General features: G+C 42.4%; 13 protein-coding genes. 12 read left to right on the forward strand and 1 reads right to left on the reverse strand.

All coding sequences use genetic code 11. From position 1 onward, the window contains the following. The 7 genes from HMPREF2637_RS06610 to HMPREF2637_RS06640 form a co-directional block, all read left to right on the forward strand. Positions 1 to 383 (forward strand): SH3 domain-containing protein (locus tag HMPREF2637_RS06610; protein WP_176745617.1); only part of this gene is annotated, 383 nt, incomplete at its 5' end. A gap of 132 nt (positions 384 to 515) precedes the next feature. Next, complete coding sequence (locus tag HMPREF2637_RS06615; RefSeq protein WP_064523806.1) at positions 516 to 1,298, forward strand: carbon-nitrogen family hydrolase; 783 nt, start codon at positions 516 to 518, stop codon at positions 1,296 to 1,298. A gap of 9 nt (positions 1,299 to 1,307) precedes the next feature. Next, positions 1,308 to 2,489, forward strand: a complete 1,182-nt coding sequence (locus HMPREF2637_RS06620; RefSeq protein WP_064523809.1) for a pyridoxal phosphate-dependent aminotransferase — start codon at positions 1,308 to 1,310, stop codon at positions 2,487 to 2,489. A 126-nt stretch (positions 2,490 to 2,615) separates the two neighbouring features. Then, positions 2,616 to 3,638 (forward strand): N-acetyl-gamma-glutamyl-phosphate reductase, encoded by a 1,023-nt coding sequence (argC, locus tag HMPREF2637_RS06625; RefSeq protein WP_064523812.1) that lies wholly within the window; start codon positions 2,616 to 2,618, stop codon positions 3,636 to 3,638. Between the two features lie 28 nt (positions 3,639 to 3,666). Continuing rightward, positions 3,667 to 4,860, forward strand: a complete 1,194-nt coding sequence (gene argJ / locus HMPREF2637_RS06630) for a bifunctional ornithine acetyltransferase/N-acetylglutamate synthase (RefSeq protein WP_064523815.1) — start codon at positions 3,667 to 3,669, stop codon at positions 4,858 to 4,860. A 26-nt stretch (positions 4,861 to 4,886) separates the two neighbouring features. Further along, positions 4,887 to 5,624: an acetylglutamate kinase gene (gene argB / locus HMPREF2637_RS06635; protein ID WP_064523818.1), complete on the forward strand. Its 738-nt coding sequence runs from the start codon at positions 4,887 to 4,889 to the stop codon at positions 5,622 to 5,624. 3 nt (positions 5,625 to 5,627) lie between these two features. Beyond that, entirely contained in the window at positions 5,628 to 6,758 is a 1,131-nt protein-coding gene (locus tag HMPREF2637_RS06640) for an acetylornithine transaminase (protein ID WP_064523820.1), read from the forward strand. A 40-nt stretch (positions 6,759 to 6,798) separates the two neighbouring features. On the opposite strand, the gene HMPREF2637_RS06645 is transcribed toward HMPREF2637_RS06640, so the two are convergent. Then, a complete protein-coding gene (locus tag HMPREF2637_RS06645) occupies positions 6,799 to 7,677 on the reverse strand; it encodes a polysaccharide deacetylase family protein (RefSeq protein ID WP_064523823.1) in 879 nt (292 codons plus the stop codon). Positions 7,678 to 7,849: 172 nt separating this feature from the next. On the opposite strand from HMPREF2637_RS06645, the gene HMPREF2637_RS06650 reads away from it, so the two are divergent. The 5 genes from HMPREF2637_RS06650 to HMPREF2637_RS06670 all read left to right on the forward strand — a co-directional run bounded on the left by HMPREF2637_RS06650 (position 7,850) and on the right by HMPREF2637_RS06670 (position 12,023). Beyond that, positions 7,850 to 9,136 carry a homoserine dehydrogenase gene (locus HMPREF2637_RS06650; protein ID WP_002890168.1) on the forward strand — a complete coding sequence of 429 codons (1,287 nt, stop codon included), beginning with the start codon at positions 7,850 to 7,852 and terminating at the stop codon, positions 9,134 to 9,136. An 83-nt stretch (positions 9,137 to 9,219) separates the two neighbouring features. Next, positions 9,220 to 10,080: a homoserine kinase gene (gene thrB / locus HMPREF2637_RS06655; RefSeq protein WP_064523826.1), complete on the forward strand. Its 861-nt coding sequence runs from the start codon at positions 9,220 to 9,222 to the stop codon at positions 10,078 to 10,080. Then, positions 10,073 to 10,957, forward strand: a complete 885-nt coding sequence (rarD, locus tag HMPREF2637_RS06660; RefSeq protein ID WP_064523829.1) for an EamA family transporter RarD — start codon at positions 10,073 to 10,075, stop codon at positions 10,955 to 10,957. Before thrB ends, rarD begins: the two co-directional genes overlap by 8 nt. A gap of 112 nt (positions 10,958 to 11,069) precedes the next feature. Beyond that, positions 11,070 to 11,687: a PepSY domain-containing protein gene (locus HMPREF2637_RS06665; RefSeq protein ID WP_002890178.1), complete on the forward strand. Its 618-nt coding sequence runs from the start codon at positions 11,070 to 11,072 to the stop codon at positions 11,685 to 11,687. 132 nt (positions 11,688 to 11,819) lie between these two features. Then, positions 11,820 to 12,023: a hypothetical protein gene (locus HMPREF2637_RS06670; protein WP_002886082.1), complete on the forward strand. Its 204-nt coding sequence runs from the start codon at positions 11,820 to 11,822 to the stop codon at positions 12,021 to 12,023. Positions 12,024 to 12,053 lie beyond the last annotated feature (30 nt).

A 12,053-nucleotide genomic window follows, 5' to 3' on the forward strand; every position in this document is an offset into this window, starting at 1 on the left:
AGGCAGAAGCTAAAGTTTCAAGCCCAGAATTAGCCTACTATGACAAGGGTATGAGTGTAAACTACGATAAGGTTCTCACAGCCGATGGCCGTCAATGGCTTTCATATGTGACAACAAGTGGTGCTCGTCGTTATGTTGATATTGCAGCAGCGAAGCCAGAAGCAAGTCAACCAGCTGCAAAACTAAGTCTCCCAGAGTCAGGTCGTTATACCTTCACAGGTCGTGCGTCAATCAAGGCAGAAGCTAAGGTTTCAAGCCCAGAGTTGGCCTACTATGATAAGGGCATGAGTGTTAACTATGACAAAGTTTTGACAGCAGATGGTCACACATGGCTCTCATACATGACAGTGAGCGGTGCTCGCCGTTACGTTGATATTGCTTAATGAAGTAATGAATCAGGTTGGATAATGTGTCCAGCCTTTTTTGATAGCCTTTCTTTATCATGAGATTGAATTTTTCAATTTTTGTGACGTCTTTTGGAGTGCTATAATGGTTAATATAGAATCGAGGTTACTATGAAAATCGCATTGGTACAGATGGATGTTGCCCACGGACAGCCTGTGGAAAATAAAAAGCACGTGAAAGAGATGTTGGAAAGGGCGCTTGATGACAATCCCGATGTCATTGTGCTTCCTGAAATGTGGAATACAGGCTATGCTTTAGATGAACTGGATGGGCTTGTAGATAAGGATGGATTGGAATCTCAGGAACTCTTGTCTCGTTTTGCTAGGGAGCATGCTGTGGCTATTATCGGAGGGTCCGTTGCTATTGAGAAGGACGGCAAATTCTACAACACGACCTACGTCTACAATAAGTCTGGGGACCTAATCAATACCTACAGCAAGGTCCATCTCTTTGGCCTCATGGCAGAGGACCAGTACATGTCTGCTGGGTCTTCGGAGTCTGTATTTGAGCTTGATGCTGTGACAGCTGCTAGTGTCATTTGTTATGATATTCGTTTTCCTGAATGGGTGCGAACACAGATGGCACAAGGGGCCAAGGTACTTTTTGTGGTAGCGCAGTGGCCAGAACCTCGTGTGCAGCAATGGGAGATTTTGTTAAAGGCGCGTGCGGTTGAAAATCAAGCTTTTGTAGTTGCTGTTAATCGTGTCGGAACAGGACCAGACGATGTCTTTTCAGGACATTCTATGGTTATTGATCCACTTGGAAATGTGGTCTTGCAATCCAAGGAGCATGAGGAGGGCATTTTTACGGCCGATATTAATCTTGAAGAGGTAGATAAGGTTCGAGGTCAGATTCCTGTTTTTGAGGATCGTCGCACGGACTTGTATCATTAAGGAGCGTTTATGTTATTTGAAGAATCTGACTTATTGAAGGCATTGCCAGAACAGTTTTTTGCAGGTTTGGTTGCTAAAGTTAATGCCAAGGTAGCGGAAGGAGCAGATGTGATCAATCTCGGTCAAGGCAATCCCGACCAACCGACTTATGACCATATTGTTGAGGCGCTGTGCGTCTCAGCGAAAAATCCTGCTAGCCATAAGTATTCACAGTTTCGAGGCAATCGTCCCTTTAAGGAAGCAGCTGCTAGTTTTTACGAAAAACATTATGGGGTTGATTTGGATTCGGAGCGTGAGATTTGTGTCATGGGTGGAGCTAAAATTGGACTAGTGGAATTGCCTCTAGCTTTGATGAATCCTGGTGACCTCCTGCTCTTGCCTGACCCAGGTTATCCAGATTACTTGTCAGGAGTGAGTTTAGGCCGTGTGACCTATGAAACCTTTCCTTTGACGGCTGAAAATGATTTTTTGCCAGATCTGGATGCCATTCCTGAGGAGACAGCCCGCCGTGCTAAGTTTATCTATATCAATTATCCGAATAATCCGACGGGGGCTGTGGCGACTAAGGCTTTTTATGAAAAGTTAGTTGCTTGGGCTAAGACCTACGAAGTAGGAGTGGTGAGTGATTTGGCTTACGGAGCTTTGGGTTATCAGGGCTATGAGAATCCTAGCTTTTTATCAACGCCTGGTGCTAAAGATGTGGGCATTGAGTTCTATACTTTCTCGAAAACCTTCAATATGGCTGGTTGGCGTCTGGCCTTTGCGGCTGGGAATGAGCAAATGATTGAAGCCTTAAATCTGATTCAAGACCATCTTTTTGTGGGAATCTTTCCTGCCTTGCAGGAGGCTGGGATTGCAGCTCTCTTAGACCCTAAATCTGAGGAGGCTGTTGCCCAACTGAATGCGACTTATGATAGCCGTCGAGATGCTTTTGTTCAGGCAACTGCTAAGATTGGCTGGCAGGCCTTTCCATCCAGAGGTTCTTTCTATGCTTGGATGCCTGTGCCAGAGGGGTACACCAGTGAGAGTTTTGCGGATCTTTTGCTTGAGAAGGCCCATGTTGCTGTGGCACCAGGTAAAGGCTTTGGTCCCGCGGGTGATGCTTATGTTCGTATTGGGCTTTTGGTAGAGCCAGAGCGTCTAGTCGAAGCAGTCAATCGTATTGCCAACTTGCATTTATTTAATAACTAGATAACAATCATGAAACAAGTAGTTGAAAAAGACTGCTTGTTTTTTCATATTAATTACATTTCCCTCTTGACAAATGAATAAAAATACAATAAACTAGTTACATATTTATACAAAAGGAGTGCATAAATGAAAGTTTCAATCGTTGGTATCACTGGTTATAGTGGTTTAGAGTTAGTTAAAATTTTGAATAATCATAAAAAAGTGGAACTTGTTTCTATTCACGCAACCAAGGAAGTGGGTCGACGATTGTCTGATGTGTATCCCTATCTGACAGGTGTTTGTGACTTAGACATTGAAGCTTATGATGCGGAAAAGATTATGAAAAAGGCGGATTTGGTTTTCTTTGCCACACCTTCAGGAGTTGCTAGTTTGCTTGCGGAGGAATTTGTTCAAGCTGATTTTCCTGTTATTGATTTATCTGGGGATCATCGCTTGCCGGCAGATGTTTATCAAGAATGGTATAAAAAATCACCTGCCAAGCAGAGTATTTTGAATAAATTTACATATGCATTATCGGAATATACAGATGTGAAGGGTAAGAAATTTATTGCCAATCCTGGATGCTATGCAACAGCGACAGAGTTGGCCCTGATTCCTTTGGTTGCTTCTGGTCTGATTGAGACGGATAGTGTCATTGTGGATGCCAAGTCTGGTTTAACTGGTGCGGGTAAGGCTTTGAGTGAGTCTAGTCATTTTGTCAATGTTCACGATAATTACGTGACTTATAAACTTAATCATCATCAGCATATTCCTGAGATTGTTCAAATCTTGCAGACCTTTAATCCAGAAATGCCTGAGATTCAGTTATCAACGTCTCTTTTACCAGTTAATCGCGGAATCATGGCTACGGTTTATTGTAAGTTGAAGAAGGACGTGACTGTAGCTGACGTAGCTTCAGCATTCACAAAGGCTTATAGCGATAAACCCTTTGTACGTGTTCAAGACAGCTTGCCAGAACTGCACAATGTTATCGGATCGAATTTTACAGATATTGGCTTTGCCTATAATGAAAAAACCAATGTTCTGACAGTTATTTCAGTTATTGATAATCTGCTTAAAGGAGCAGCTGGACAGGCAGTGCAAAATCTCAACCTCATGCAGGGGTGGGATGAGACGGAAGGTTTGCTTATGACACCGTCATACTTGTAGATGAAAGCATAGAGTTAGGAGAAAAAATATGAAAGTCATCGATGGAACAATTGCTAGTCCGCTGGGATTCTCAGCAGATGGGCTACATGCAGGATTTAAAAAGAGAAAAATGGACTTTGGTTGGATTGTCTCTGAAAAACCAGCTAGTGTTGCAGGTGTTTACACGACCAATAAGGTGATTGCAGCTCCTCTAATTGTGACCAAGACCTCAGTTAAAAAGGCTGGAAAAATGAAAGCTATCGTTGTTAACTCAGGTGTAGCCAATTCTTGTACAGGGACTCAAGGTTTGGAGGATGCCTACACCATGCAGGAGTGGACCGCTGAAAAGCTAGGTGTTGAACCAGATTTGGTTGGTGTAGCCTCTACAGGGATTATCGGTGAGTTGCTACCAATGGATACGCTGAAAAATGGTCTTTCCAAGATAGTGGTTAATGGGAATGCTGATGATTTCGCCAAGGCGATTTTGACGACAGATACAGCGACTAAGACCATTGCTGTGACGGAGACCTTTGGACGTGATGTGGTCACTATGGCTGGTGTCGCTAAGGGCTCAGGCATGATTCACCCTAATATGGCGACCATGCTAGGATTTATCACTTGTGATGCTAATATTTCTAGTGACACCCTTCAATTGGCTTTGAGCCAAAATGTGGAAAAGACCTTTAATCAGATTACAGTTGACGGAGATACTTCAACTAATGATATGGTTCTTGTCATGTCCAATGGCTGTACACTCAACGAAGAGATTTTGCCAGATACACCAGAGTTCGATAAATTTTCGAAGATGTTGAATTTCGTGATGCAAGAGTTGGCTAAGAAAATTGCCAAGGACGGTGAAGGTGCTAATAAACTCATCCAAGTTGATGTGGTCAATGCCCCTAATGCCCTTGATGCACGTATGATGGCCAAATCCGTTGTCGGGTCAAGCCTGGTTAAAACGGCTATCTTTGGTGAAGATCCTAACTGGGGACGTATTTTAGCCGCTGTGGGCTACGCTGGTGTGGATGTTCCTGTGGATAATGTTGATATTATGCTTGGCGGTCTGCCAGTTATGTTGGCCTCTAGTCCTGTTTCCTTTGATGATGAAGAAATGAAAGACATCATGCATGATGATGAAGTCACAATAACGGTAGATCTTCATGCTGGACATGAAAAAGGAACTGCATGGGGGTGTGATCTTTCTTACGATTACGTTAAGATTAATGCCCTCTACCATACTTAAGTTATCTATGACAAAGGGGTTAACTGATGACTACTGAATATATTGTAATCAAGATTGGTGGAGTAGCCAGTAAGCAGCTAACTCCTGAGATATTGGCTAAACTGTCAGAATGGCAGCAGGCTGGTCAAAAAATTGTTATCGTTCATGGGGGCGGTTTTGCTATTAATCAGCTGATGGAGGCACATCATATTCCAATTCACAAGGTCAATGGTCTTCGTGTGACGGGTCAGTCAGATATGGCCTTGATCAAAGAAGCTTTGGTTGACATAGTTGGGAAAAACTTAGCGGATGAGCTGACAACTGCAGGTTTGCCAGCCTATCAGCTTGTAGATGAATTGCCAGACCTTGTCCATGCTGATTTCTTAGATCAAGAGACCTATGGTTTTGTGGGTGAAGTCAAAAGCATCAATAATCAAACCCTAGTGGCGCTCCTATCTCAAGGCAAACTTCCCTTGATTCCTAGCCTAGGCTATAGTGAGCAGGGGGATTTACTCAATATCAATGCCGATTACCTTGCTAGAGCTGTGGCAATTAGTCTAGGTGCCAAAAAACTTATCCTTATGACAGATGTTAAGGGTGTTTTAGAAAATGGTCAGATTTTGGAACATCTGAATTTTGTGGACGTTCAGAAAAAAATAGATTCAGGTGTGATAACTGGAGGCATGATTCCTAAAATTCAAAGTGCTGTTCAGACAGTTCAAGCTGGTGTCGAGCAGGTCATTATTGGTGATAACCTGACAGACGGTACCATAATCAAGGAGTAAGAGATGACAAAACTATTTTCAAACTATAAGCGGGCAGCGATTGATTTTGCTTCGGCTCAGGGCAATTATTCGACAGATACAACTGGCAAGACCTACTTGGATTTTTCATCAGGTATTGGGGTAACCAATCTGGGCTATCATCCCCATGTCAATCAGGCTTTGACAGAGCAGGTGGGCAAGATTTTGCATCAACCTAATCTCTATCACAATCAGTTGCAAGAGGATGTTGCTGACCTTTTAATTGGTGATAAGGACTATCTGGCTTTTTTCTGTAACAGTGGTGCAGAGGCCAATGAGGCAGCCATCAAAATTGCCCGTAAGGCTTCAGGTAAACAAGAAATCATTACCTTCCAAAATTCCTTCCATGGTCGAACGTTTGGATCCATGTCTGCCACTGGTCAGGATAAAATCAAACAAGGCTTTGGTGAAGGTGTGCCCCACTTTAGCTATGCTATTTTCAATGACATAGATAGTGTCAAGGCCCTAGCTAGTGACGAAACAGCGGCTATTATGTTGGAGTTGGTTCAAGGGGAATCAGGTGTTCAACCTGCTGATAAGGACTTTGTTAAGGCTTTGGCTGACTTTTGTAAGGAGACGGGTATTTATCTTATTGTAGATGAGGTTCAGACAGGACTTGGTCGTACTGGTAAGCTTTATGCTTATGAGCACTACGATATTGAACCAGATATCTTTACTCTGGCAAAAGGTTTGGCAAATGGGGTGCCAGTTGGTGCCATGCTTGCTAAGTCATCTCTTGGAGAAGCCTTTTCTTACGGAAGTCACGGCTCTACCTTTGGAGGAAATAAACTGGCTATGGCTGCGGCCAAAGCTACGCTTGAAGTTATGTTGGTCCCAGGTTTTCTAGATACTGCCCTTGAAAATGGAAACCAGCTACAAGCAAAATTGCAGGCAGCTTTATCTGATAAAGAGACGGTCACCACTGTACGTGGCTTGGGCTATATGATTGGGATTGAGACTACTGGTAATTTAGGAGAATTGGTCCAGTCGGCTCGAGATAAGGGGTTAATTGTTTTAACTGCAGGGACAAATGTGATTCGTCTTTTGCCACCAATCACCCTAAGTGATACTGAAATCGAAAAGGGTGTGGCTATCCTATCAGAAATATTTGACTAGAACATAAAAATCACTTGATTCTTGAATCAAGTGATTTCTTTTATTCATTGTCAGTATCAATCTCGCTGAGAAGTCCTTTAGCTGTTGTTGTTGGCAGAATACGGACACGATTAAGTGAGAGAAGACCATCCTTGGCACTGGCTAGCCCTTCGTTGGTTGTTAGTCCTAACTTGTAAGTTTTCTTAGCTAGGTCAAGTGTCGTTTGATTGTAGCGACCTGATGGGTAGGCAATGGTATTGACCTTGGTATTGAGTTTATTTTCAAGGAAGTCAATAGAATCCGTTAATTCAACCTTTTGTGTCGCCTTATCAGTGGTTGACAAATCGGGGTGGTTAACCGTATGAGACTGGAAGCTCATACCGTGAGCCATCATTTCTTTCATTTGTTTGACGGTAAGATTTCCAGCGTTCCCTTTCTTGACAAAGCCAGTGATAATATTATTGGTTGCCTTAGCCTTGTATTTTTTGAGAATAGGATAGGCAATGGTGTAGAAATCTTCGTTACCATCGTCAAAGGTCAGCCAGACAACCTTCTTAGCAGGTAGGGCATTTTCAGTGAAGGCTTTATAGGCTTCTTCAGGCGTTAGGAAGTAGTATCCTGCCTTCGCCAAGGCCTTGATTTGTGCCTCGAAGAGGTCTGGGTCAACGATAAGGTTGGCGTTAGAAGCTTCAGATGGATCCATGACGTGTACGGCATGATACATCAGGATAGGGATTTGGACAGGATCGTCATAGGTTTTCCATTTAGCTGTCGTCTTAGACTGACTGGTCTGAGCCTGTTGTTGCTTGCTTTTCGACTGATTTGGTCGGTTAAGCATAAAGACTGCTAGTAAGCCAAGAAGGACAATATTTAGGAAAAGCAGAAGAAGGTTCAGTTTCTTTCTGTTAGCTTGGGTTGTTTTTTTCTTTTGAGAAGTCATTGTATCCCCTTTCAAATAGGTCTAGCTATTATTCTAACAAAAATGGGATGGAAATGCACAGAATTTTCAGTAAAAAGAATACTTGCCTCCTTAAATGGCAACAATATTCTGTCAATTCCGATAGAAATGTGGTACAATTAAAAAAATGTATGTTTTTAAGGAGAAATCGTAAATGTCTATTAAAATTGGATTGCTTGGCTTTGGTACAGTAGCTAGCGGTATTCCTTTCCTCTTGAAGGAAAATGGTGAAAAGGTTCTTGCAGCCTCACGTGACCAACTCGAAATTGCCAAAGTTTTGGTTAAAGATGACGAGGAAAAAAATCGTCTTATCGCTGCCGGAAACGACTACAATTTTGTCACAAATGTTGACGAAATCCTTAATGATGAAGAGATTCAAATCGTTGTTGAATTGATGGGTCGTATCGAGCCAGCTCGTACCTTCATCACAAAAGCACTTGAAGCAGGTAAAAACGTTGTTTCTGCTAACAAAGACTTGATTGCTACTCATGGAAAAGAGTTGATTTCTCTTGCCCAAGATAAGGGAGTGGCTTTCTACTATGAAGCTGCTGTTGCTGGTGGTATTCCAATTTTGCGTACTTTGGCTAACTCTTTGACGTCTGATAAGGTGACACGTATCCTTGGTGTGCTTAACGGAACATCTAACTTTATGATGACTAAGATGGTTGACGAAGGTTGGTCATATGAGGACGCTCTTAAGACTGCCCAAGAACTTGGTTATGCTGAAAGTGATCCAACTAACGACGTTGAAGGTATTGACGCTGCTTATAAAGCTGTTATCCTTAGCCAATTTGGATTTGGTGCCACAATTGATTTCGACGATGTGACTCACAAGGGGATTACAAACATCTCTACTGATGATGTAGCTGTTGCTCAAGAATTGGGTTATGTCATCAAATTGGTTGGTGATGTGCGTGAAGTAGAATCAGGTATCTCAGCAGAAGTGTCCCCAACATTCTTGCCAAAAAATCACCCACTTGCTAGCGTCAACGATGTCATGAATGCAGTCTTTGTTGAATCTATCGGTATTGGCGAATCAATGTACTACGGTCCAGGTGCTGGTCAAAAACCAACAGCAACATCTGTTTTGGCAGATATTATCCGTATTGCTCGTCGTCTTTCAGATGGCAATGTTGGTAAACCATTTAATGAGTTCCGTCGTGACTTGCCATTGGCTAATCCAGCAGATGTTAAGAGCAACTACTACTTTGCCCTTGATACGCCAGACGAAAAAGGTAAAATCCTTCACTTGTCTGAAATCTTCAACTCAGAAGATATTTCATTTGAACAAGTCTTGCAACAAAAAGCAAATGGCACAACAGCTCGTATCGTTGTGATTACACATGCTATGTCTAAGACACAACTTAAAGCTGTTACTGAAAAACTTGAAGCAGCAGAAGATTTCACAGTTGTCAACACATTGAAAGTTTTGTCTAACTAATTGATAATCCCATACTGGTGCGTATAAGAAAGGTATTCAAGGAGAAAAGTCGCTGATGGCTTTCCTCCTTTTGGTGTATTATTATGAAAATTACTGTTCCAGCAACATCTGCCAATATTGGTCCAGGTTTTGACTCTGTGGGTGTTGCCGTTTCTAAATATTTGACAGTCGAGGTGCTTGAACCAGTGGATGCATGGCATATCGAACATGATTTGGGCGATATTCCTTCAGATGAAAATAACCTCCTCATTTCAACTGCCTTGCAAGTTAAGTCTGATTTGCAGCCCCATAAATTGGTGATGACATCAGATATTCCCTTGGCGCGTGGGTTAGGTTCTTCAAGTTCTGTTATTGTCGCAGGAATCGAGTTGGCCAATCAATTGGCAGACTTGCAGCTCTCAGACGATGATAAACTTGATATTGCAACCAAGATTGAAGGTCACCCGGACAATGTTGCCCCAGCTATTTTTGGGAATCTTGTTGTAGCCTCTTATGTGGATGAACATGTTAATAGCATCGTGACAGACTTTCCAGAGTGTGCCTTTGTAGCCTTCATTCCGAGCTATGAACTTAAGACGTCTGATTCACGTGGGGTTCTTCCAAGTGACCTGTCTTACAAAGAAGCTGTAGCTGCATCATCTATTGCAAACGTTGCCATAGCTGCCCTCTTTGCAGGCGATTTGGTTAAGGCGGGACATGCTATTCAAGGGGATATGTTCCACGAACGCTACCGTCAAAAATTGGTTAAAGAATTTGCGACTATTAAGGAATTGTCAGGTCGATACGGTGCTTATGCGACCTATCTTTCAGGCGCTGGCCCAACAGTTATGACCTTGACACCAAATGATCAGGCTGAGGCTCTTAAAACGGCAATAGATGGTCTTGGTTTAGATGGTGAAACCTTCATCCTATCTGTGGACAAAGCAGGTGTGGTCGTTGACTAGAAAAAATCAAGGGCTACTCTTTGGTCTAGCCACCTATATTCAATGGGGATTTTTATCCCTTTTTTGGAAGCTTTTAGCAGGTGTTTCGGCTTACAACACCTTCTCATGGCGGATTATTTTTACTGTAGTGACTATGTTGACTTACGCCCTAGTCGCTAAGCAAAATACACGTTTCAAAGGGGAGCTTGTGGAACTTTGGCAGGATAAGAAAGCCTTGCTTCGTATGCTACTTGCTAGTTTTCTTATAGCAGCTAACTGGTTGATTTATATCTATGCTGTGGGTCATGGTCAAGCGACGCAGGCTAGCCTGGGCTATTACATTATGCCTATTGTTTCTATCCTGTTTGCCCTTATTTTTCTTCGTGAATCATTGAGTAGGACCATGTGGGTAGCAGTAGTATTGGCCTTTATAGGAGTATTGGTTCTTGTTGCCAATACAGGAAAACTTCCCATGGTTTCATTGGGGTTAGCTCTGAGCTTTGGTTTCTATGGTCTAATCAAAAAAGGGGTTAGGCTATCCAGTGACGTAGCCATGCTAGTAGAAAGTGGCTTGCTACTACCTTTTGTAGCTATCTATCTCGTTTTCTTTTCTCCAGAATCATTTTATTCCTATTCGAGCATGGAAATGTTTCTCCTAGCCATATCCGGTGTGGTGACGGCTGTTCCCTTGCTTTGCTTCTCAGAAGCAGTCAAAAGGGCACCGCTTAACCTTATTGGTTTCATCCAGTATCTTAATCCAACGATTCAACTTCTCGTAGCCATCCTCATTTTTGGTGAGACGGTCAGCTTTGGAGAGTTGAAAGGCTTCCTCTTTATCTGGATGGCCATACTAGTCTTTGTAACTGGCCAAATAGTAACATTTCGTAGAAGTTCCTGATAGCTATCGGGAACTTTTTATGATGTTGTCCTAAAAATGAGACAAGTTTATCTGACAATTTTAGAACTTTAAGATATAATAGTAGTATTAGATTAAAATAGCGGAGAATTTTATGCGAAAAATGAAAAAGCTAGTGGGCTATCTGATTTTGCTCGCTATCCCAGTTGCCATCGCTGCAGCCTTGTTTATTTTTAACGGTTCAGGTTATCGCTTGTCAGAACAAGATGCGGCAGACATTGCTTACAAAAATGCAGGTGTCAAAACTTCTGAGATTTCTCAATCAACAGTTTCGAAAGCACGTTCTGGGCTTCACGGAAGTTATGAGATTAGTTTCACAACGTCAGACAACCATTTTGAGTATACAATTGATGGTCAGTCAGGATCTATTTTGAAACATAAGAGTGACCATCCAACAACTAAGGATGAGGATGACGCTCAAAAAGGTGAAGAACCTAAAGACGAGACTCAACCTAGTGAAAGCAAGGAAGAGACAGCTGTATCAAAAGAGACTGCGCAAACAACAGCTCTTAACCATGCTGGCCTAGCTGAAGGTTCTGTGACAAACTTGAAAACGGAATTGAAGACTGAAGGAGATGGTAAGGTCTACAATATCAGCTTTGACTATGCTGCTAGCGGTCTACGTTATAAATACGCGGTAAATGCTGATTCGGGAGCTATCGTAGCCTATACGACTGAGTATCTCACAGGGGCTGCGACTCCTGCTCAGTAGGTCGCAGATAGAGTGAAAGCTCTCCTTATTATTAAGGAAAATCCTTGCAATTTCTCTGAAATGGTGTAAACTTAAAGTGAAAACGGTAACAGTAGCTGTAGATGTTGCCGTAGAATCAAGGAGGCTTTGACCATGAAAGAATTCCAAGCATTTAAAGACACGCTTAGCAATAAGGCTCTCAAAGCCATTTACGAAGAAAGTAAATTGGAAGTCCAAGACGAAACAACTGAAGGTACAGAAGCCTTCTCACTAGCCTTGGCAACCCAAATGGCTATCAATCTACTCGAAAGCTATGAAAAATGGCTAAAAGAAGAAAGAGCTAAGGAAGAAAAATAAGATGAAATCCTTGTCGGAAGACAGGGATTT

It is taken from the genome of Streptococcus sp. HMSC065H07 (assembly GCF_001837325.1).
Lineage (GTDB): Bacteria > Bacillota > Bacilli > Lactobacillales > Streptococcaceae > Streptococcus > Streptococcus salivarius_H.

What these genes read in the sequence shown, in the direction of transcription:
- HMPREF2637_RS06615 (WP_064523806.1), top strand. Translation starts at nt 516, where the DNA reads ATGAAAATCGCATTGGTACAGATGGATGTTGCCCACGGACAGCCTGTG.
- HMPREF2637_RS06620 (WP_064523809.1), top strand. Translation starts at nt 1,308, where the DNA reads ATGTTATTTGAAGAATCTGACTTATTGAAGGCATTGCCAGAACAGTTT.
- argC (WP_064523812.1), top strand. Translation starts at nt 2,616, where the DNA reads ATGAAAGTTTCAATCGTTGGTATCACTGGTTATAGTGGTTTAGAGTTA.
- argJ (WP_064523815.1), top strand. Translation starts at nt 3,667, where the DNA reads ATGAAAGTCATCGATGGAACAATTGCTAGTCCGCTGGGATTCTCAGCA.
- argB (WP_064523818.1), top strand. Translation starts at nt 4,887, where the DNA reads ATGACTACTGAATATATTGTAATCAAGATTGGTGGAGTAGCCAGTAAG.
- HMPREF2637_RS06640 (WP_064523820.1), top strand. Translation starts at nt 5,628, where the DNA reads ATGACAAAACTATTTTCAAACTATAAGCGGGCAGCGATTGATTTTGCT.
- HMPREF2637_RS06645 (WP_064523823.1), bottom strand. Translation starts at nt 7,677, where the DNA reads ATGACTTCTCAAAAGAAAAAAACAACCCAAGCTAACAGAAAGAAACTG.
- HMPREF2637_RS06650 (WP_002890168.1), top strand. Translation starts at nt 7,850, where the DNA reads ATGTCTATTAAAATTGGATTGCTTGGCTTTGGTACAGTAGCTAGCGGT.
- thrB (WP_064523826.1), top strand. Translation starts at nt 9,220, where the DNA reads ATGAAAATTACTGTTCCAGCAACATCTGCCAATATTGGTCCAGGTTTT.
- HMPREF2637_RS06665 (WP_002890178.1), top strand. Translation starts at nt 11,070, where the DNA reads ATGCGAAAAATGAAAAAGCTAGTGGGCTATCTGATTTTGCTCGCTATC.
- HMPREF2637_RS06670 (WP_002886082.1), top strand. Translation starts at nt 11,820, where the DNA reads ATGAAAGAATTCCAAGCATTTAAAGACACGCTTAGCAATAAGGCTCTC.